The organism is Phreatobacter aquaticus (genome assembly GCF_005160265.1).
In the GTDB taxonomy this organism is placed as follows: domain Bacteria; phylum Pseudomonadota; class Alphaproteobacteria; order Rhizobiales; family Phreatobacteraceae; genus Phreatobacter; species Phreatobacter aquaticus.
Map to the genome: position 1 here is coordinate 686,115 of NZ_CP039865.1, position 19,946 is coordinate 706,060.

The following is a 19,946-nucleotide window of genomic DNA, read 5'->3' on the forward strand; positions in this document are numbered from 1 at the left end:
GCATGTCCATCCGTCCTTGCAACCCGCTCCCTCTTCGCCCCCCATTCCCTGCCGTCGCGGACCGCGCTAGCCTGCCATTCAAATCGTTTGAAAAGCAGAGGATACGCCCATGCACATTCTGATCATCGGGGCCGCCGGAATGGTTGGCCGCAAGCTCACCGAGAAGCTGGTCAAGGACGGCCATCTCGGCGGCAAGCCGGTCGATGCCCTGTCGCTCTGCGACGTGGTCAAACCCGATGCGCCCAAGGGCTTCACCGGCAAGCTGACCACGTGGGCGGTGGATATTTCGGCGCCCTGCACCGCCGGCCCGATGGTCGCCGGCCGTCCCGACGTGATCTTCCACCTCGCCGCCATCGTCTCGGGCGAGGCCGAGGTCGATTTCGACAAGGGCTACCGGATCAACCTCGACGGCACCCGCCAGATCTACGAGGCGATCCGCCAGGAGGGCGCCAAGGCCCCCTACCATCCGCGCCTCGTCTTCACCTCGTCGATCGCCGTCTATGGCGCACCGTTCCATGAATTCATCGAGGACGAGTTCTTCCACACGCCGCTGACCAGCTATGGCACCCAGAAATCCATCGGCGAGCTGCTGCTGACCGACTATTCGCGGAAAGGCTTCTTCGACGGCGTCGGCATCCGTCTGCCGACCATCTGCGTGCGTCCGGGCAAGCCCAACAAGGCGGCCTCCGGCTTCTTCTCCAACATCATCCGCGAACCGCTGGTGGGCCTGGAAGCCGTGCTGCCGGTCGGCGACGACGTGGTACACACCCATGCAAGCCCGCGCTCGGCGGTCGGCTTCCTCATCCATGCCGCGACCATGGACACCGCCCAGCTCGGCTGGCGCCGCAACCTCTCGATGCCCGGCGTGGTGGCGACTGTCGGCGAACAGCTGGAAGCACTGCGCAAGATCGGTGGCGACAAGGCGCTGAAGCTGGTCCGCCGCGAGCCGGACGAGCTGATCATCCGCATCGTCTCGGGCTGGTCGCAGCGGTTCAACGCCAAGCGTGCGGCCGAGCTCGGCTTCACGGCCGAGACGAGCTTCGAGGAGATCGTCCGCGCCCATGTCGACGATGAGCTCGGCGGCAAGGTGGCGTAACACGAAGCGGCCAGGGGCGATGCGCTTCCCCACCCCCCTCATCCCCGGCCGCCTGATCCGCCGTTACAAGCGCTTCCTCGCCGATGTCCGGCTCGACACCGGCGAGGAGCTGACCGCCCATTGCGCCAATCCCGGCGCGATGACGGGTCTGAACGTGCCTGGCGCGCGGGTCTGGTTGTCGAAATCCGACAAGCCCGGCCGCAAGCTCAGCCACAGCTGGGAGCTCGCCGAGATCGATTTCGGGCAGGGCCTCGAGACGGTCGGCATCAACACGGCCCACCCCAATGCGCTGGTGGCCGAGGCGATCGGCGCCGGAACCATCGTAGAACTGGACGGATATCTCTCTCTGGCCCGCGAGGTGGCCTATGGCCGGGCGAGCCGCGTCGACATGGTGCTGTCCGCTGCAGACCGGCCGCCCTGCTATGTCGAGGTGAAGAACGTCCACCTGATGCGCCAGCCGCAGCTCGCCGAATTCCCGGATTCGGTCACCACGCGCGGCGCGAAGCATCTGGAAGAGCTTGGAGACCAGGTGGAGGCAGGCGCCCGCGCCGTCATGGTGTTCCTCATCCAGTATGGCGGTGCCGAGCGCTTCTGCCTCGCCCGCGACATCGACCCTGCCTATGGCCGCGCTTTTGACCGGGCCCGCACCCGAGGCGTCGAGATGCTCGCCTATCGCTGCCGCCTGACGCCGGAAGAGATCGTGGTCGAGCGGGCCGTGCCGATTATGGAATGATCAGTCCGGCGGATAGCGGTGGGTGCCGCCGCGATAGTCGCTGACCTCGCCCTCGCCCGCATAGGCGGGCCCAACCGGCACCTTGCCCTCGCCGCCAGGGATGTCGAGCACATAGGTCGGCTGCGCCAGCCCCGACAGCCGGCCCCGGAGCGCCCGCATCAGCGCCTGGCCCTCGGCAATCGTCGTGCGGAAATGGCTGGTGCCGGGCGCGAGATCCGCATGGTGGAGATAGTAGGGCTTCACCCGGTTGGCGAGAAAGGCCCGCATCAGATCGGCGAGCGTTCCGGCATCGTCGTTGATCCCCTTCAGCAGCACCGACTGGCTGACCAGCGCGATCCCGGCATCGGCGAGCCTCGCCAGCGCGACAGTGGCGTCGGCGGAGAACTCGCGCGCATGGTTGGCATGCACGGCGACATAGACGGCCTTGCCGGCGGGAGCCCGCAGCGCGCGAGCAAACTCGGGCGTGACCCGTCCCGGATCCACCACCGGCACCCGCGTGTGCCAGCGGATCACCTTCACATGGCCGATCGCCGCGATCGCCTGCGTCAGGTCGCGTACGCGCCTCGCCGACAGCATGAAGGGATCGCCACCGGTCAGGATCACCTCGAAGATCTCCGGCCGCGCCGCCACATAGGCCAGAGCTTCGGCGATCTCCGGCCCGCTCAGGCTGCCGTCGCCATCGGGCCCCACCATCTCGCGGCGGAAGCAGAAGCGGCAATAGACCGGGCAGACATGCACCACCTTCAGCAGCACCCGGTCGGGATAGCGGTGCACCAGCCCCTTCACCGGCATGAAGGCCTTGTCGCCGATCGGATCGGCGCGCTCCTCCGGCCGGGATTCCAGTTCCCTTGCGTCAGGCACGAATTGTGCTTGGATCGGATCGGCCGGATCGGTGCGTTCGATCAACGCGGCGATCACCGGCGTCACCGCGACCGCGTAGCGGCGGGCAACCTCTTGCGCCTCGACCAGCCGGTCGGGCGCGAGCAGTCCCGCCGCAATGAGGTCATCCGGCGAACGCAGGGTGCGGTCGGAGGTTGTCATGGGCAGGTCTGTGCCCCGGTCGGCGTCCGAGAGCAAGGCTGGAACCACGGGGATTCACCCTGGTTCATAAGATTGTCTTGGAAAGGGTCCCTCGGCCAAGGGTCGCACTTGCCGCTTGGGGGGCTTTCCATTACGGGGTTCGCCGTCGCACGGGCGCTGTCCACGCGCTGATGCGGCGAAGCGCGGGCCACACGCGATTGCCGGCCACGGAAGACGAGGGGATATTCTCCATGCAGCAGACGGGCACCTGGAACAAAGCGCATGGGGCCGAGGCCTTCGGATTTTCCGGCCTGAAGGCGGTCCACTGGAACTATCTCGAGCCGAAGCTCGTCGAAGAGGCGATTGCCCGCGGCGAGGCCAAGCTCTCGGCCGGCGGCTGCGTCGTTGCCGAGACCGGCCAGCACACCGGCCGTTCGCCGAAGGACAAGTTCGTCGTCCGCGACGCCACCACCAAGGACACGGTGTGGTGGGACAACAATGGCGCCATCGAGCCCGCGGCCTTCGAGCTGCTCATGGCCGACATGCTGGAGCACGCCAAGGGTCGCGAGCTCTTCGTGCAGGATCTCCACGGCGGCGCTGACCCGGCGACACGGATCAAGACCCGCGTCTTCACCGAATATGCCTGGCACAACCTGTTCATCCGCAACCTGCTGATCCGCCCGGATGCGAGCGACCTTGCCTCCTTCGTGCCGGACATGACGATCGTCGATCTGCCGTCGTTCAAGGCAGACCCGAAGAAATATGGCGTTCGCACCGAGACGGTGATCGCCTGTGACTTCACCCGCAAGATCGTGCTGATCGGCGGCACCTCCTATGCCGGCGAGATGAAGAAGTCGGTCTTCACCATGCTGAACTTCCTGCTGCCGCCGCAGCACGTCATGCCGATGCATTGCTCGGCCAACGTGTCGTCGAACGGCGAAGTGGCGGTGTTCTTCGGCCTGTCCGGCACCGGCAAGACGACGCTCTCGGCCGACGCCACCCGCACCCTCATCGGCGACGACGAGCATGGCTGGGGCAAGGACGGCGTGTTCAACTTCGAGGGCGGCTGCTACGCCAAGGCGATCAAGCTGTCGCGCGAGGCGGAGCCCGAGATTTACGCGACCTCCGAGCGCTTCGGCTCGGTGATGGAGAACGTGGTCATCGATCCCGTCACCCGCGTGCCGGATTTCGACGACGGCTCGAAGACCGAGAACACCCGCATCGCCTACCCGCTGCACTTCATCCCGAATGCCTCCGAGACCGGCCGCGCCGGCCATCCGAAGAACATCGTGATGCTGACGGCCGATGCCTTCGGCGTCATGCCGCCGATCGCCAAGCTGACGCCCGCGGAAGCCATGTACCACTTCCTCTCGGGATTCACGGCCAAGGTCGCCGGCACCGAGAAGGGCGTCACCGAGCCGCAGCCGACATTCTCGACCTGCTTTGGCGCGCCGTTCATGCCGCGCCACCCGTCCGAATACGGCAACCTGCTGCGCGAACTGATCGCCAAGCACCATGTCGATTGCTGGCTGGTGAACACCGGCTGGACCGGCGGCAAGCACGGCGTCGGCCGCCGCATGCCGATCTCGATCACCCGCCTGCTGCTGCGCTCGGCGCTGGATGGTTCGCTGAACCGGGCCGACTTCCGCCGCGACCCCTATTTCGGCTTTGCGGTGCCGACCTCGGTGCCCGGCGTGCCGCCGCACATGCTCTATCCGAGCAAAACCTGGCGCGACAAAGCCGAGTTCGACACCACGGCTCGCAAGCTCGTCGAGATGTTCCAGGAGAACTTCACCAAGTTCGAGCCCTATGTGGATTCGGACGTGAAGGCTGCCGCACCGGCCGTGCGCCTGGCCGCTGAATAAGCGCCAGGCTTAGTCCCGTTCTTTCTTCACAATGCCCGGCCTCGCGCCGGGCATTGTCGTATCTGGCGCCGTGGGGCACCGCCAAACCCTCTCCCCGTTCACGGGGAGGGGGCAAGGGTGAGGGGCTGGTCCCGCCGGGCAGAATGGACAGCGCATTGGCGGAAGGGATGAAGCTCCTCATCCGCCCGAGGCTCCGCCTCGGTCGACCTCTCCCCGCAGGCGGGGCGAGGTAAAGGCGGCCGCCTTCAACCCCGAGGCGCGGCGGGAGGTGTCTGCTGGGTCTGCTGCGCGGCAGGACGGCGCTGCCCCTGGCCCATCTGGCGCCAGGTGTTCGGCTGGCTGATCATGGCGCGCATCGCGGCGACGTTCTGCTCGGCCTCGGCGGGCGGCAGATCGCGGCGGGCGATCTCTTCCGCCTCCTGGAAGCGCCCCTGCAAACCTACCACAAGCGCCAGATTCTGACGCATGCGGGCATCGGCTTGCGGATGGGCGGCTGCCTGACGCAGCACCTGCTCGGCTTGCGGCAGCTTGCGTGACAGCGCATAGGAAAGACCGAGATTGGCCAGTACGGTCGGCTGTCCCGGCGACATTCTCAGCGCGTCCTCATAGGCCTTCTGCGCCTCGTCGTGACGGCCCATCTGGTCGTAGATCGAACCCTGGACATTGACGATGCGCCAATCCGGCTGGTCGGGACGGTGGGCGCCGGACAGGACCTGCAGCGCCTGATCATAGCGACCGACATCAGCCAGCGCCCGGCCATATTCGCCGAGCACGACGGGCGAACGCTGTGTGCCGATGGCGACCCGCTCGAGCACTGCGACAGCCTGGGCCGACTGGCCGGTCGCGCGCAGCGCGCGGCCATAGCGCACCGCATTGGCCATGTCGGTCGGCGAGGAGCGGTAGCGCGCGGCCAGTTGGTCGATCTCGCTGCGGGCCTGCGCCTGTGTGATGGGCTGGCTGATCGAACCGGTGACATCGCCGCCGGAGCGGCCGGTGAGCGTGCACCCGGCTGCGCCGAGGCCTGTGGCAAGCGCCACGGCAAGGCAGGTCAGACGGGAAAGGGAACGCGACATCATGAACCTCGGATCAGGCTAGCCCCGATCCAATGGTCATAGTCCGTTAACCTTAACGATCCGTTGAGACCCCTTCAGCGCCGGTTCGGCGGATTGGTCTGGCGGTTGCCGGCAGGCTGAGGCGCGACGATCCGCACGGCGGCATCCGCTGCCCGCTCGCCGGACGCCCAGGCGCCGCCCACCGTGCCCCACAGGCCATCGTCTGTCGCCTCACCGGCGAACAGCAGCCGTTGTCCCACCGGCTCGGCGAGCCTGAGGCGCTGCCCCGTCGCACCCGGCCCCGCCACCGACCAGGAACCGCGAATGAACGGATCGGTGGTCCATGACGTGACATGGATCTCGCCGAGAGCGCGGCGGGCGCGTGGCCCCAGTTCATTGCCGACGAATTCGGCAGCAAAGGCCTTCATCGCGGTCGGTCCCGCATTGGCGAGATCACGGGCGAACTTGCCGCCAATGTCGAGATACCACCAGTCCGAGCCGCCGATGCGGGCGAGCGGCTTGGCGGTCGCCGATGTGTCGGCCTTGACCACGAAGGGCTCATCGGGCTTCGCATCCATCGGATTGTCGGCAAGATGCACGATCAGGTGCTCATAGGCGCCGCAACCCAGGGCCTGGATCGCATCGAGCTGGCGCTTCGGGATCGCGGGCGCGAAGCGGATCACGTTGGAGGCCAGCACAGCCGTCGACACGGTGACGATGGCCACCCGCGCCTGGATCTTCCCCGACGGCGTTTCCACTGTCACGCCCCGACCGGACCAGTCGACGCGGGTCACCGCTGTCGACAGGCGCACAGGAAGGCCCTCGCCGAGTTTCTCGATCACTGCGCCATAACCCTGGCGGCAGAACTGGTCGCGCGTCTCCAGCGCATTGTAGAAATCGACGCAGGAGATTTCCGAGGTCTCCTTGCCGGAATCCCAGGCTCCCCGCAGGAACTCGATGGTCGGTCGCCAGTCGGCGAGGTCGGACGGCATCACCTCTGACAGCGGCACCTCGCGCCCAGCCTCGCCGGCATCAAGAATGGCCCGCTGGCTGCGCCGGAGCGCACCTGCAAAGCTCTCGCGCTCGCCCTCCCGCGGACCTCGGCCCTTGATCAGCAGGCGCGGCCGTTCGGGATCGTCATAGAGGTCGAAGCCCGCCGCCTTGGCCAGCGGCACGACGGGGTTGTCGGCGGGGGCATGGATCCAGTGGGCGCCGAGATCCATCGGCACGCCGAAAGTGACCACATCGGTATGGGCGCGGCCGCCGATGCGGTCCTTGGCCTCCACCACCACGACCGTGCGCCCGGCGGCCTTCAGCCGCCGCGCCGCGGCAATCCCGGCGGCTCCAGCGCCGATCACCACCACGTCCACATCAACGACCGGCGGTCGCGTCCCCTGGCCGAGCGCGGGCGCCGACAGGATCGTGGCTGTTCCGGCGATGAGGCCGCGGCGGGTCATCAAGCTTCCGTTCATCGTGCTTCGCGAATCCTGCTCATAACGGGTCCATATCACGGGCTCATTTCACCGGCGTTGCGCCACGGGCATCTTTCGTGAACCGCTTGGCAACGGATAGCGACCCACACTCAGCGTCCAAGAACGACAGTCCCTGGGGAGGGACATCATGGGAGAGAGATTGCTCGAGGCACTGGGACAGCGCCTCGCCGGATTCCTCGACAAGCGCACGCCGGGCTACCAGCCGACGACGCCGAGTGACCCCTGTGCGCTGCGCCAGGCGCTGCGCCCGGCCGACATCCTGCTGGTCGAAGGCGACACCCGCATTTCCGCGGTGATCAAATATCTCACCCAGTCCACCTGGTCGCATGCGGCCATGTATGTCGGGCCGATCGAGGGACGCTGCGAACCCGACGGCGAACCGCATGTGCTGATCGAGGCCTATCTCGGCGAGGGCGTGATTTCCGCGCCGCTGTCCAAATATCGCGACTTTCATACCCGCATCTGCCGTCCTGTGGGACTGACGAACGAGGACCAGAGCCAGGTTGTCAGCTTCGTCACCGCGCGCATCGGGCTCGACTACGATGTGAAGAACATCCTCGACATGCTCCGCTTCCTGGTGCCCCTGCCCGTACCGGTGCGCTGGCGCAGGCGGATGATCGCCTTCGGCTCCGGCGATCCGACCCGCGCCATCTGCTCGACGCTGATCGCCCAGGCCTTCGAATCGGTGCGTTACCCGATCCTGCCGAAGATCGAGCATGTTGCGAAGGAGGGCGAACAGCGCGTGCGCGGCAGGGCCGCTCGCCGCGAAGTGCTGCACATCCGCCACCATTCGCTCTACGCCCCGCGCGATTTCGACATCTCGCCCTATTTTGCCGTGGTGAAGCCGACCATCCAGCGCGGTTTCAAGTACAAGAAGCTGAACTGGGGCGACCTGCCGAGCGAGATGGAAACCTCGACCGGTTATGCGGAAGCGCCGCCGCTCAGCGACGTCGCCTGAGCGCTCTCACAGCAATCCGTGCTTCCTGAAGGCATCGGCCAGCGTCATGCCGCCCTCGATATCGGCGCGCATGTGCCGTTCGCCGGTGATCTTGCCAAGCGCGGTCGCCAGCACCGCGGCAGCGGCGCTGCGTGGCACCACCACCACACCATCGACATCGCCGACGATGATGTCGCCCGGCGCGATATCGGTCTCGCCGATGCGGATCGTCACGTCCTTCCTGGTCATCATGCCGCGGTGCTGCGTGTCGGCCGGCGAGAGCGCACCCGTGAACATGGGAAAGCCCATGGCGCGCACGGCCACCACGTCGCGGGCGGCGCCATCCGACAGGAAACCGGCAGCGCCAAGATAGCGCGCGCGGGTCGACAGGAGCTCGCCCCAGGGGCCGATTGCCAGATTGCCGCTGGTGCCCAGCACGCAGACCTCGCCGGCCTTGAGATCGTCGACCAGCGCAATCTCCAGATCGTAGATATTGGCTACGAAGCTGTTGATCGGCTCGTAGGAGCCGGTACGGGCTGGGCCGAACAGGACCGTGGAATCATCGGCCGGACGGATGTTCGGCGGCAGGATCTGATGGTGGAAGCCGTGCTGGTCCAGGGCGTCGGATACGGGCGCGGCAGCGATCAGCGGGCGGGCCTGTTCGAGAAGGGCGGTCAGCGTATCGGTCATGGGGAACTCTCAGCTCGTCCGTTTGCCCAGGAAATTGGCGACACCGGCGGCAAAGGCCGGCCGGGTGATGAGACCGATCTGGGTCTCGCGCTCGTCGTCGAGCTGGGCGTCAAGCTCGCGGGTCTCTGCGGCATCAAGAAGGCGGCGGATCTCGAAGAAGGTCTCGGCCGACCCTTTCGCCAACCGGCCGGCGATCATGCGGGCTGTCGCCAGGCACTCGGCATCGTCCACCACCTGCCAGATGAGGCCCCATTCGCAGGCCTTATCCGCTGGCAGCTTGTCGCCGAGCAGGGCCAGCGCCCTTGAGCGCGCCCGTCCGATGGCGCGTGGCAGGAACCAGGTGACGCCGAGATCGGGAACGAGGCCGAGCTGCGGCCCGAAGGTCAGCACGAAGGAGGCCGAACGCGCGGCCACCTGGATGTCGGTCGCCAGTGCAAGGCCGACGCCCGCGCCGGCGGCAACCCCGTTGATCGCCGAGACGGTCGGCTTGGGGAACCGGTCGATGGCCAGGATCAGCGGATTGTAGAGATCGCGCATGGCGGCATTGATCCCCTCCGCGCTCGGCACGATCCCCGCCAGATCCGCACCGGCGCAGAAGCCGCGGCCCTCGCCGGTGATGATCAGCGCCTTGACCGCCGGGTCCGCCGCGGCGCGCTCCAGCGCCGCAAGCGCCGCGCTGACCAGATCGTTGTTGAAGGCATTCAGCCGCTCGGGCCGGTTGAGCGTCAGGGTGGCGATGCCGTCCTCGATCGCATAGGTCGCAGCCTCGTTCATCGCTCGGTCCTTCCTGCCACGATGCCGGCTTCCAGGGCTGCGGCGATCTCGGTGTCGGTGAACCCTGCCGCGCGCAGGATCGCGCCCGTCTCGCTGCCGGGCACGCCTGCCATGGGTGGGATCGCCGTTGGTGTGCCGGAGAAGCGCGGCGCCGGCTTCGGCACCACGCCCTGGTCGCTCGGCTGGAACGTGCCGCGCGCCACATTGTGCCGATGCTGCGTCGCCTCGATCGGATCGAGCACCGGCGCGAAGCAGACATCGCCGCCCTCGAGCAGGGCCGACCATTCATCGCGTGTCTTGGAGCGGAACGTCGCGGTCAGCGCGGCCCTGAGATCCGGCCACATCGCCTTGTCCCATTGCTTGGTGAAGCGCGGATCGGTGAGGTTCAGCGACGACAGCAGCGCCGCATAGAACTGCGGCTCCAGCGACCCGATAGAGACATATTTGCCGTCGGACGTCTCGTAGACCCCATAGAACGGCGTCGCCCCGTCCAGCATGTTGGCCTCACGCTCGACCTTCCAGCGCCCAGCCCCGATCATGCCGAAGATCATAGTGCCGAGCACGGCCGCGCCATCGACCATGGCGGCATCGACAACCTGGCCCTTGCCGGTTGTCCGGGCGCTGAGGATCGCCGCGACGATGCCCAGCGCCAGCATCATGCCGCCGCCGCCGAAATCACCGACCAGATTGAGCGGCGCCGGTGGCGGACGGTCGGCCGGGCCGATCGGCCAGAGCATGCCGGACAGCGCGAGATAATTGATGTCGTGGCCGGGCGCCGAGGCGAGCGGCCCCTCCTGGCCCCAGCCGGTCATGCGGCCATAGACGAGCTTCGGATTGACGGCGAGGCAGGCGTCCGGCCCAAGGCCCAGCCGCTCGGCGACGCCTGGACGATAGCCCTCGATCAGCGCATCCGCGCCGGCGACCAGCCTGAGGACGAGATCGGCGGCGCCCGGTTTCTTGAGATCGACCGCGATCGACTTGCGGCCACGTCCGAGCGAATCCCCCGCGCCCCAGGGTGTGTTGCCCGCCCGGTCGACGCGGATCAGCTCGGCGCCGAGATCGGCCAGCATCATGCCGCAGAATGGTCCTGGCCCGATGCCGGCCAGTTCCACGATCCTCACGCCGGCGAGCGGCCCCTTGCCTGTCACGATCTTCCCCCCCATGCCGTCTTGTGCGGCTCCTGTCCCATGGTTGGAACGCTAGCATTCCTGTCAAGGCAATCGCCTTCCGTCATCCGGCCGATGCGCCGCGCCGTGGACCCCGCCGGACCGATTTCACGTTGCAATTTTGGCCTGAGCGTCCATCTATGCCTCGAACAACGCGCAAGCGCGGGCCCGTCGAGCGGCACGCCTGGGAGAATGATCGATGAGCGGCAATGGCGGAGCGAAAATCGGGGCTTCATTCGCGGGCGGCTATGGCGGCGGCATGGGCTCTGGCCTCGGCAGCGGCATGAGCGGCTTCGGCGCACCTGCCCAGCCCATGGCGGCGCCCGCCCCCGAGCCTGCGGCAGCCGGCGCTGAGGTCGAGGGCCTGATCAAGGACACCACGACCCGCGACTTCGTGAAGGACGTCATCGAGGAATCGAAGAACCAGCCCGTGCTGGTCGATTTCTGGGCGACCTGGTGCGGCCCCTGCAAGCAGCTCACCCCCGTGCTCGAGAAGGTCGTGAAGGCCTTCAAGGGCAAGGTGAAGCTGGTGAAGATGGATATCGACAAATATCCGGAAGTCGCCGGTCAGCTGGGCATCCAGTCGATCCCCGCCATCGTCGCCTTCGACAAGGGCCAGGGCATTGACGGCTTCATGGGCGCGCTGCCCGAGAGCCAGGTCACCGCCTTCATCGAGAAGCTCGCGGGCGGCAAGGCAGGCCCTGACATGACCGAAGCGCTGGCCGCCGCTGACGCGGCGCTGGTCGAGGGAGATGCGCCGGGTGCCGCTGGCATCTATGCGCAGGTTCTCGGCGTCGAGCCGGACAATCTCCATGCGCTGGCCGGCCTTGCCCGCTGCGCCATCGAGACCGGCGAACTGGAACAGGCCAAGGCGATCCTCGAGCAGGTTCCGGCCGGCAAGGAGAATGACAAGGCCGTGGTCGCGGCGAAAGCCGCCCTTGAGCTGGCCGAACAGGCCGCCGATCTGGGCCCCATCCATGAGCTGGAGCACAAGCTGGTGGCGAACCCCGCCGACCATCAGGCGCGCTTCGACCTCGCGGTGGCGCTGAACGGCGCCGGACGTCGCGACGAGGCCGCCGACCACCTGCTCGACATCTTCAAGCGCGACCGCACCTGGAACGACGACGGCGCGCGCAAGCAGCTGGTCCAGTTCTTCGAGGCCTGGGGACCGATGGACGAGGCGACCCTCGCCGGCCGCCGCAAGCTGTCGTCGCTTCTGTTCCGGTAAGAGGCGGGGCGAGCGGCCTGTGCTCGTCACCCCACCCCGATCTCGCTGACGCTCGATCGACCCTCCCCCTCCAGGGGGGGTGCACCCTGCGGCCGCCTGCCGATAGAAAAATGAAAGCAGTGGGCTCGCATTCAACCGGCGAGGTCGGGCCCCTTCACCCTCCCCTGGAGGGGGAGGGTCGGCGACTGAAGGTCGCCCCGGGTAGGGTGCCCAGCTCAGGGCTTCTGCGTCAGCCCCAGCCGCTTCGCCGCGATCCGGTCCAGCCAGCGATGCGGCAGGATCAGCGGCAAGAGCCAGTTGGTCAGCGGTGACGCCGTCACCGCATAGCGCACCTTGGGCTTGGCTGCGCTCAGCGCCTCGAACACGATAGCGGCGATCGCCTGCGCCGGCAGCGCATCCTTGGCCCGCGCCAGAACTTCCTTCTCGAAGCCCTCGATGATCGGCCCGTAGATGGTCGCCTTGTAGCGTTCGCGGTCGATGGCCGCCGACGACTTCTCCCAGATCGGCGTTGCCACCGGCCCCGGCCCGACGATCACCACGTCGACGCCGAACGGCATCAGCTCGCGGCGGAGCGCATGGCTCACCGCTTCCAGCGCATGTTTCGACGCGGCATAGCCGCCGACAAAGGGCCAGGCGAGCCGGCCCGACACCGACGACATCATGACGATACGGCCGGGCTTGCCGGCAAAGCCGGGCTCGGCGCCGACCAGTGGCCCGAAGGCCTGCACGGTCGCCACGACGCCCAGCACATTGACCCGGAGTTGCCGGTCGAGCTCGTCGAGCGGCTGGTTGAGCAGCGGGCCGGGCAGCGAAATCCCGGCATTGCAGACAAGGCCGTCAAGCGTGCGACCATCCAGTGCTGTCGCCACCTTCGCCGCCGCGTCCGACAGACTGCCAGGGTCGGTGACATCGGCAATCAGCGGCGTGAACAACTGGCCGAGGTCATTGTCCAGCCGCTCGGCATCGTCCATGCGCCGGACCGTTCCGAACACGCGCCAACCGCGCTTCACCAGATCGGCGGCAATCGCCTCGCCAATGCCGGTGGAAACACCGGTGATCAGGCAGGTCGGCGCGCTCATTCCGCGGCCTCGGACCGGCCGGGACCGCCAATGCCGTAGCGCTTGTCGATATAGTCGATGACCATGGCCTTGAAGTCGGCGGCAACCGTCGGACCGCGGAGCGTCGCGACCTTCTGCCCGTCGACGAAGACGGGAGCGGCCGGGTTCTCGCCGGTGCCGGGCAGCGAAATGCCGATATCGGCATGTTTCGATTCACCGGGGCCGTTGACGATGCAGCCCATCACCGCGACGTTCAGCGCTTCCACGCCGGGATAGCGCGTCTTCCACTCGGGCATCGAGGTGTGGATGAAGCCCTGGATGTCCTGGGCAAGCTCCTGGAACAGCGTCGAGGTCGTGCGCCCGCAGCCGGGGCAGGCGGCAACCAGCGGCACGAAGGTGCGGATGCCCATGGTCTGCAGGATCTCCTGCGCGACCTTGACCTCCAGCGTCCGGTCGCCGTTCGGCTCCGGCGTCAGCGAGACGCGGATTGTGTCGCCAATGCCGGCCTGCAGCACCACGCCGAGAGCTGCCGACGAAGCGACGATGCCCTTCGAGCCCATGCCGGCCTCGGTCAGCCCCAGATGCAGCGCATAGTCGGAGCGGCTGGCGAGGATCGAATAGACCGAGATCAGGTCCTGAACCGCCGAGACCTTGGCCGACAGGATGATGCGGTTCTTCGGCAGGCCGATCTCGACGGCACGCTCGGCGGAGAGCAGGCACGACTGCACCATGGCCTCATGCATCACGGCGCGGGCATCGAGCGGCGCGGCACTCTTCGCGTTCTCGTCCATCAGATGGGTGAGCAGCTCCTGGTCGAGCGAACCCCAGTTCGCACCGATCCTGACAGCCTTGCCGTGCTGGATCGCCTTTTCGACAATCATCGAGAACTGGCGGTCCTTCTTGGCCTTGAAGCCGACATTGCCGGGATTGATCCGGTATTTGTCGAGCGCCTCGGCGCAGGCCGGGTGATCGGTCAGCAGCGTGTGACCGATATAGTGGAAATCGCCGACGATCGGCACATTGACGCCCATCCGGACCAGCCGGTCGCGGATATGGGGCACGGCCGCCGCGCTCTCGTCGCGATCCACCGTGATCCGCACCAGTTCCGAGCCGGCGCGGGCCAGCGCCGCCACCTGGCGGACCGTCGCCTCGATATCGGCGGTATCGGTGTTGGTCATCGACTGGACGACGATGGGGGCACCGCCGCCGACCCGGACGGAACCGACATCGACACCGACAGTGGGGTGGCGCGGCTTGACGCCAAAAGCTTCGATCATGGAGCGGTCTCCGTCTCGCTGACCCTGCACATAAACCGCCGGGAAGGCCGACGCCAGCTTGTGCTGCCAGGCGTCGCCATTGGAGCCATCACGTGTGACGGCGCGATGCAACACCTCGATGACCTCACAAAATGCAACCTATGGTACCGGCATCTGCCCGCCTCAACACGAACTTAACGGAACATTCACTCTGTCTTGTTGTCCTTGATCCCAATGAAAACATGAGGGAATGCCGATGCTCGCTCTCAATCTCCGCGGCAAGCTGATCGCCGGCTTTGCCGCGCTGATCGCCATATCGGCAGCATCGGCTGGCTTTTCGCTGTGGAAGGCCGGCGACATCGCGGCAAGCGTCGACATGGTGGCGACGCAGCGCTCGCCCGCAGCGGTCCTCGGCGCGCGCATCGTGGCCAGCGTCAACCAGGCGCGCGTGATCGTCGCGGAACAGTTGATCGATCCCCAGCCGCAAAACCTGGCCGTGTGGGAACAGGTCTGGACCGACCTCACGCGCTCCCGCGACGAGATGGACCGCTATGCTGCCGGCTTCGTCTCCGCGGAGAACCGCGCGAAATGGCAGGGAATCCGCGCAGTCTTCGACGAGATGAAGGCGTCCCAGCGCCGCCTGATGAACCTCGTCGGCACCGACGAACAATATCCCGCACAGACCGCCTATGAGCGCGATGTCATGCCAAGGCTCCAGCCGCTGGAGCAGGCGCTCACCACACTGGTCTCGCGGGAGATCGACAAGGGCGCCGACGCTTCCGAGCAGGTCATGTCGATCCTGGTGACGCTACAGGCCCGCACGCTCTCGGCCGTGCGCGACCTGGGAAGCTACGTCCATTCCGGCCGCGACCAGGAAAAGACCCAGTACGAACAGTCCTGGTCCAAGGCGCAGGAACGGCTGAGCGATCTCTCCATTTTTGGCGGCACGCTCAACACGGAACAGAACACGGCGCTCGACAAGGTCCGCGCAGCCATGTCCGCCATCCGCGACGGCGCAACCGATGCCGTCGAATTGCGCGGCGAGGCCGGATGGAATGCGCCGCTCGCGCTGATGCGCACCGAGGTGATGCCCCTGGCCGACAAGATCCTCACCGCACTGGAAGGGCCGGCCGGATCGAACGGCCTGAGATCCGGCGGACTGATCGACGCCCAGATAGCCCTTCTCAACAGCGATGCCCGCTCGGCGGCGGAGCTCGCGACCGCCCTCTCGCTGATGCTGACCATCGCCGCGGGCCTGTCGCTGGCGGCCGGTCTTGCCATCGCCCTGGTGCTGGCGCGGATGATCGTCCGCCCGATCGCCGGCATGACGCTCGCCATGCAGGAGCTCGCATCGGGCCGCCACGAGATCGTCATTCCCGGCGCCGGCCGCAGCGACGAGGTCGGCGCCATGGCGGGCGCCATGGAGGTGTTCCGCGACACGATGGTGGCAGCCGAGGCCGCCCGCGCCGATCAGGATGCCCGCCAGCTGGCCGAAGCGGAAAGGCTGGCGCGGCGCAATCAGGTCGCCGAAGCCTTCGTCGTCAAGATGAGCGATCTCGCCGCCGGCTTCACCGGATCGTCCGGTCGCGTGGCACAGGCCGCGCGCGATCTGTCCGAGACCGCCGAACTGACGACCCGTCAGGCAACTGCCGTGTCTGGCGCCGCGGAAGAAGCCTCCAGCAATGTCGAGACGGTGGCCGCGGCCACCGAGCAGCTCGCCTCCTCCGTACGCGAGATCAATGTCCAGGTGGTGAAGTCGGCCGAGAGCGCCGACGCAGCCGTTGCTGACGCCAGGCGGACGGAAGCCCAGATCCGCGAACTCGCCTCTGCCGCCGACCGGATCGGCGACGTCGTCAACCTCATTCGCGCCATTGCCGACCAGACCAACCTTCTGGCGCTCAACGCCACCATCGAGGCGGCACGCGCCGGCGAAGCGGGTCGCGGCTTTGCGATCGTCGCATCCGAGGTGAAGAGCCTGGCCTCCCAGACGGCCAGGGCGACCGAGGACATTGCGCTCAAGGTCGCCGAGATCCAGAGCGCGACAGCCGACACCGTCGATTCGATTGCGACCATCGCCAGTTCGATCGATCAGATCCGGGCCATGACCATCGCGGTCGCCGGTGCGGTCGAGGAGCAGGGCGCGGCAACCTCGGACATTGCCGGCAATTGCCAGCGGACAGCGGCCGCTGCCAGTGGCGTCACCGGCACGATTGCCGAAGTCGGGCGATCTGCGGAAGCGACGGGCCTTTCGGCGTCAGGGCTGAACACGCTCGCTACCGATCTCTCGGATCACGCGGCCACCCTGCAGCACGAGGTCCAGTCCTTTGTCGACGCGCTGAAGGCGGCGTGAAGGCTGAAGCCTCTCCTGGTCATCGGACGCGCCGAGCTATGTTTGAGCCGTGATGACATCGCGAAGGATCGCATTCACTGCCTCGGGCCTCTCCAGCGGCACATAGTGACCACATTCCGGAACGATGTGCAGCGCCCCGTTCCGTGCCTGACTGGCCTGCACCATATTGGCATCCCGTCCAGGAGCACGGTCGTCCTCGCCTGTGACGAAGACCAGAGGCTGGCGACACTGCGCCAGCAGCCCATCCCGGCTTGGACGCGAATGGAAGGCGGTCACGCCCGCTTCGACATCGCGCGCGGTTTGGCGAAGCGCGATGCCCTTGGCCTGGTCGACGACATGATGGGGAGTAGCATCCGAAAACAACGGAGCCCAGAACGCTCTCCAGGCCGCTTCGAGTCCCTCGTTGCGCAGCAGGGATAGAGCCGCACCATGAAGCGCCGGATCTGGACGATGTTGGGCTTTCGTTCCGATCAGAACGAGGGCTGCAACCCTCTCGGGCGCGATAGCCGCGACTTCAAGTGCGCAGGAGCCACCGACCGAGCAGCCAACGACGATCATGCGGTCGCCCTTGACCAGTGACACAGCTGCGCGAGCCCATTGTCCGACGCTATCGCCCATTCCGTAGAGTGTCGGCGCGTAGGAGGGGTTTGGCAGGAATCTGCGCTGCGCATCCCACATCGAGCCATCGAGGGGAAGCGCATGCAGGAACAGGATGTCCATCTCGCTGCCTGATTGATACCGCTCAGGCGCAGTGCGCGCAGCGGCCGAAGATTTCGACGACCTTGGTGGTCGGCTTGAAATTCGCGGCGGCGGCGATCAGGTCGAGGTCGGCCTGCACCTTGGCGGCGGGGGCTTCCGAGACGCAGCCGCAGGCATCGCAGATCATGAACAGAACCAGGTCGGAATGCTCGTGGCGATGGGCGCAGGCGACATAGGCGTTGCGGCTCTCGATCCGGTGGGCAAGGCCCGCCTCCAGCAGGAATTCCAGCGCCCGGTAGACGGTGATCGGTGCCGGGCGGCGGCCCTTGGCGCGCTCCATCCGCTCGATCAGGTCATAGGCGCCGACCGGCGCCGGCGAACCCGCCAGATGTTCCAGCACCTCGCGGCGGATCGGCGTCAGCTTCAGGCGGCGCTCGGCGCAGCGCGCTTCTGCAAAGGTCAGCGCATCGGTCGGCGGATGGCCGTGCGCGCAGGCCTCGTGGTCATGGGCGTGGTGATGAGCCTTCGACATGTCCCGGTTTCGATTCCTGTTCGCCCTATGCTCTTATCACGAGCCCGTGCACGCCCAAAGCCGCGCCGCTTTTCGGCCCATGTTGCATTGCAAACCGCACGGGCTCATCAGATCGTGCCGCCCGCCTCATGCGAACGGCCCCGAGGCAGGAGATAGGTATCATGAACTTGCAAGGAAAGAGCGCTGTCATCACCGGCTCGACCAGCGGCATTGGCCTCGCCATCGCCAAGGCGCTTGCGGCCCAGGGCTGCGACATCATGCTGAACGGCCTGGGCGATGCCGGCGAGATCGAGCAGATCCGCTCGGGGCTTGAGAAGGAGAGCGGCCGTAAAGTGCTCTACAATGGCGCCAACATGATGAAGCCGGACGAGATCGCGGGCCTGGTGAAGGCCGCCGAAACCGGCCTGGGCAAGGTCGACATCCTCGTCTCCAATGCCGGCATCCAGCATGTCTCGCCGGTCGAGGATTTCCCGATCGACAAGTGGGACGCCATCATCGCCATCAACATGACCGCGACCTTCCATCTGGTGCGCGCGGCGGTTCCCGGCATGAAGGCGCGCAAGTCCGGCCGCATCATCAACATGGCCTCGGCCCATTCGCTGGTCGCTTCCCCGTTCAAGTCGGCCTATGTCTCGGCCAAGCACGGCCTGCTCGGCTTCACCAAGACCATCGCGCTGGAACTGGCCACCTTCGGCATCACGGCGAACTGCATTTCGCCAGGCTATGTCTGGACGCCTCTCGTCGAGAAGCAGATCCCCGACACGATGAAGGCGCGGGGCATGACCAAGGAGCAGGTCATGAACGACGTGCTGCTTGCGGCCCAGCCCACCAAGCAGTTCGTCCAGACCGAGGAGATCGCCGCCATGGCGCTCTATCTCTGCTCCGACATGGCCAAGAACATCACCGGCGCCAACATGGTGGTGGACGGCGGCTGGACCGCCGCATGACCGGGCGACGCGGCGTCAAGCGCATCAATCTGGCCCTGCAGGGCGGAGGCGCCCACGGCGCCTTCACCTGGGGCGTGGTCGATGCGCTGCTCGCCGATGGACGGCTCGTTATTGACGGAATCACCGGAGCCTCCGCCGGCGCGGTCAATGCCGTTCTGCTGGCCGGCGGGCTCGCCGAGGGCGGGCCCAAGGTCGCGCAGGACAAGCTCGCCTCGTTCTGGCGGGCCGCCTCGCTCGACGGCAAGATGCCGGAGATCCAGCGCAAGGCACTCGACCGGCTGTTCGCCATCGTGCCGTTCGAGGGCTCGCCGATGGAGGCCTGGCTCTCCTCCATGCAGCGCTTCTTCTCGCCCTATGACCTCAATCCCTTTGACATCAATCCGCTTGAGGACCTGATCCGCGAACACGTGGATTTCGAACAACTGGCCGCCCACAAGGCGCTGCAGGTCTTCATCTCGGCGACCAATGTGCAGACCGGCAAGCTCGCGATCTTCCCGCGCGAGAAGATCACGGCCAAAGCCGTGATGGCCTCGGCCTGCCTTCCCGCGCTGTTCAAGGCTGTCGAGATCGACGGCGTGCCCTATTGGGATGGCGGCTATATGGGCAATCCGCCGATCTTCCCGCTGTTCCGCACCACCGAGGCCGAGGACGTGATCCTCATCCAGATCAATCCGGTGGTGCGCCAGGAGAAGCCGACCTCGTCGCGCGAGATCATGAACCGACTGAACGAAATCACCTTCAACTCGCCCTTGCAGGCGGAGCTGCGTGCGGTGGAGTTCGTCGCCCGCCTCGTGCGCCAGGGCACCCTGCCGCACGGCCGCTCGTCAGGCCAATATCGCGAGGTGAAGATGCACCGGATCGCGCTGAGCGACGCCATGACCGATCTCACCGCCGGCTCGAAGGCGACGACCGACTATGACTTCCTGCTGCGCCTCGCGGATGCCGGGCGGACCGCCGGCGAGACCTTCCTGAAGGACCATTTCGCCGATCTCGGCGTGAAGGGCACGCTCAACCTGGAAGCCGAGATCGCGGCGGAATGGATGTGAGCGG

At 66.8% G+C, this 19,946-nt stretch carries 18 protein-coding genes; 8 read left to right on the forward strand and 10 right to left on the reverse strand.

The genetic code is table 11. The features are described 5' to 3' along the window. The first annotated feature begins 109 nt into the window (after positions 1 to 109). Both denD and sfsA read left to right on the forward strand, forming a co-directional pair. Positions 110 to 1,096 (forward strand): D-erythronate dehydrogenase, encoded by a 987-nt coding sequence (denD, locus tag E8L99_RS03100; protein WP_137098175.1) that lies wholly within the window; start codon positions 110 to 112, stop codon positions 1,094 to 1,096. A gap of 19 nt (positions 1,097 to 1,115) precedes the next feature. Beyond that, positions 1,116 to 1,829, forward strand: coding sequence for a DNA/RNA nuclease SfsA (gene sfsA, locus E8L99_RS03105; protein ID WP_137098176.1), 714 nt, complete (start codon positions 1,116 to 1,118; stop codon positions 1,827 to 1,829). Here sfsA and E8L99_RS03110 read toward each other — a convergent pair whose 3' ends face one another. Continuing rightward, positions 1,830 to 2,870 (reverse strand): lysine-2,3-aminomutase-like protein, encoded by a 1,041-nt coding sequence (locus E8L99_RS03110; protein WP_137098177.1) that lies wholly within the window; start codon positions 2,868 to 2,870, stop codon positions 1,830 to 1,832. Between the two features lie 230 nt (positions 2,871 to 3,100). Between E8L99_RS03110 and E8L99_RS03115 the strand changes: the two genes are divergently transcribed. Beyond that, complete coding sequence (locus E8L99_RS03115; protein WP_137098178.1) at positions 3,101 to 4,714, forward strand: phosphoenolpyruvate carboxykinase; 1,614 nt, start codon at positions 3,101 to 3,103, stop codon at positions 4,712 to 4,714. A 245-nt stretch (positions 4,715 to 4,959) separates the two neighbouring features. Here the strand turns inward: E8L99_RS03115 and E8L99_RS03120 are convergent, their stop codons facing one another. Both E8L99_RS03120 and E8L99_RS03125 read right to left on the reverse strand, forming a co-directional pair. After that, positions 4,960 to 5,787, reverse strand: a complete 828-nt coding sequence (locus tag E8L99_RS03120) for a tetratricopeptide repeat protein (RefSeq protein WP_252511244.1) — start codon at positions 5,785 to 5,787, stop codon at positions 4,960 to 4,962. 74 nt (positions 5,788 to 5,861) lie between these two features. After that, positions 5,862 to 7,223 (reverse strand): flavin monoamine oxidase family protein, encoded by a 1,362-nt coding sequence (locus E8L99_RS03125; protein ID WP_168201539.1) that lies wholly within the window; start codon positions 7,221 to 7,223, stop codon positions 5,862 to 5,864. Between the two features lie 163 nt (positions 7,224 to 7,386). Between E8L99_RS03125 and E8L99_RS03130 the strand changes: the two genes are divergently transcribed. Then, a complete protein-coding gene (locus E8L99_RS03130) occupies positions 7,387 to 8,217 on the forward strand; it encodes a C40 family peptidase (protein ID WP_137098181.1) in 831 nt (276 codons plus the stop codon). Positions 8,218 to 8,223: 6 nt separating this feature from the next. Here E8L99_RS03130 and E8L99_RS03135 read toward each other — a convergent pair whose 3' ends face one another. From E8L99_RS03135 to E8L99_RS03145, 3 genes are read right to left on the reverse strand one after another with little or no spacing between them, the layout of a single operon-like run. After that, on the reverse strand, positions 8,224 to 8,886 hold the full coding sequence (locus tag E8L99_RS03135; RefSeq protein WP_137098182.1) for an RraA family protein: 663 nt from the start codon (positions 8,884 to 8,886) through the stop codon (positions 8,224 to 8,226). A gap of 9 nt (positions 8,887 to 8,895) precedes the next feature. Continuing rightward, complete coding sequence (locus tag E8L99_RS03140) at positions 8,896 to 9,660, reverse strand: enoyl-CoA hydratase-related protein (RefSeq protein ID WP_137098183.1); 765 nt, start codon at positions 9,658 to 9,660, stop codon at positions 8,896 to 8,898. Next, entirely contained in the window at positions 9,657 to 10,823 is a 1,167-nt protein-coding gene (locus tag E8L99_RS03145) for a CaiB/BaiF CoA transferase family protein (RefSeq protein WP_137098184.1), read from the reverse strand. Before E8L99_RS03145 ends, E8L99_RS03140 begins: the two co-directional genes overlap by 4 nt. A gap of 316 nt (positions 10,824 to 11,139) precedes the next feature. On the opposite strand from E8L99_RS03145, the gene trxA reads away from it, so the two are divergent. Next, complete coding sequence (gene trxA / locus E8L99_RS03150; RefSeq protein WP_252511346.1) at positions 11,140 to 12,054, forward strand: thioredoxin; 915 nt, start codon at positions 11,140 to 11,142, stop codon at positions 12,052 to 12,054. A 215-nt stretch (positions 12,055 to 12,269) separates the two neighbouring features. On the opposite strand, the gene E8L99_RS03155 is transcribed toward trxA, so the two are convergent. Both E8L99_RS03155 and ispG read right to left on the reverse strand, forming a co-directional pair. After that, on the reverse strand, positions 12,270 to 13,133 hold the full coding sequence (locus E8L99_RS03155; RefSeq protein ID WP_137098185.1) for an SDR family NAD(P)-dependent oxidoreductase: 864 nt from the start codon (positions 13,131 to 13,133) through the stop codon (positions 12,270 to 12,272). Beyond that, positions 13,130 to 14,389, reverse strand: a complete 1,260-nt coding sequence (gene ispG, locus E8L99_RS03160; RefSeq protein WP_137098186.1) for a flavodoxin-dependent (E)-4-hydroxy-3-methylbut-2-enyl-diphosphate synthase — start codon at positions 14,387 to 14,389, stop codon at positions 13,130 to 13,132. The genes E8L99_RS03155 and ispG overlap by 4 nt, the downstream gene beginning before the upstream one ends. A 235-nt stretch (positions 14,390 to 14,624) precedes the next feature. Between ispG and E8L99_RS03165 the strand changes: the two genes are divergently transcribed. Beyond that, positions 14,625 to 16,718: a methyl-accepting chemotaxis protein gene (locus E8L99_RS03165; protein WP_168201540.1), complete on the forward strand. Its 2,094-nt coding sequence runs from the start codon at positions 14,625 to 14,627 to the stop codon at positions 16,716 to 16,718. A 36-nt stretch (positions 16,719 to 16,754) separates the two neighbouring features. Here E8L99_RS03165 and E8L99_RS03170 read toward each other — a convergent pair whose 3' ends face one another. Then, on the reverse strand, positions 16,755 to 17,438 hold the full coding sequence (locus E8L99_RS03170) for an alpha/beta fold hydrolase (RefSeq protein ID WP_137098188.1): 684 nt from the start codon (positions 17,436 to 17,438) through the stop codon (positions 16,755 to 16,757). A 22-nt stretch (positions 17,439 to 17,460) separates the two neighbouring features. After that, complete coding sequence (locus E8L99_RS03175) at positions 17,461 to 17,949, reverse strand: Fur family transcriptional regulator (protein WP_137098189.1); 489 nt, start codon at positions 17,947 to 17,949, stop codon at positions 17,461 to 17,463. A gap of 161 nt (positions 17,950 to 18,110) precedes the next feature. On the opposite strand from E8L99_RS03175, the gene E8L99_RS03180 reads away from it, so the two are divergent. Together E8L99_RS03180 and E8L99_RS03185 are read left to right on the forward strand one after the other, a co-directional pair. Further along, positions 18,111 to 18,896: a 3-hydroxybutyrate dehydrogenase gene (locus tag E8L99_RS03180; RefSeq protein ID WP_137098190.1), complete on the forward strand. Its 786-nt coding sequence runs from the start codon at positions 18,111 to 18,113 to the stop codon at positions 18,894 to 18,896. After that, entirely contained in the window at positions 18,893 to 19,942 is a 1,050-nt protein-coding gene (locus tag E8L99_RS03185) for a patatin-like phospholipase family protein (protein WP_137098191.1), read from the forward strand. Before E8L99_RS03180 ends, E8L99_RS03185 begins: the two co-directional genes overlap by 4 nt. Positions 19,943 to 19,946: the final 4 nt, after the last annotated feature.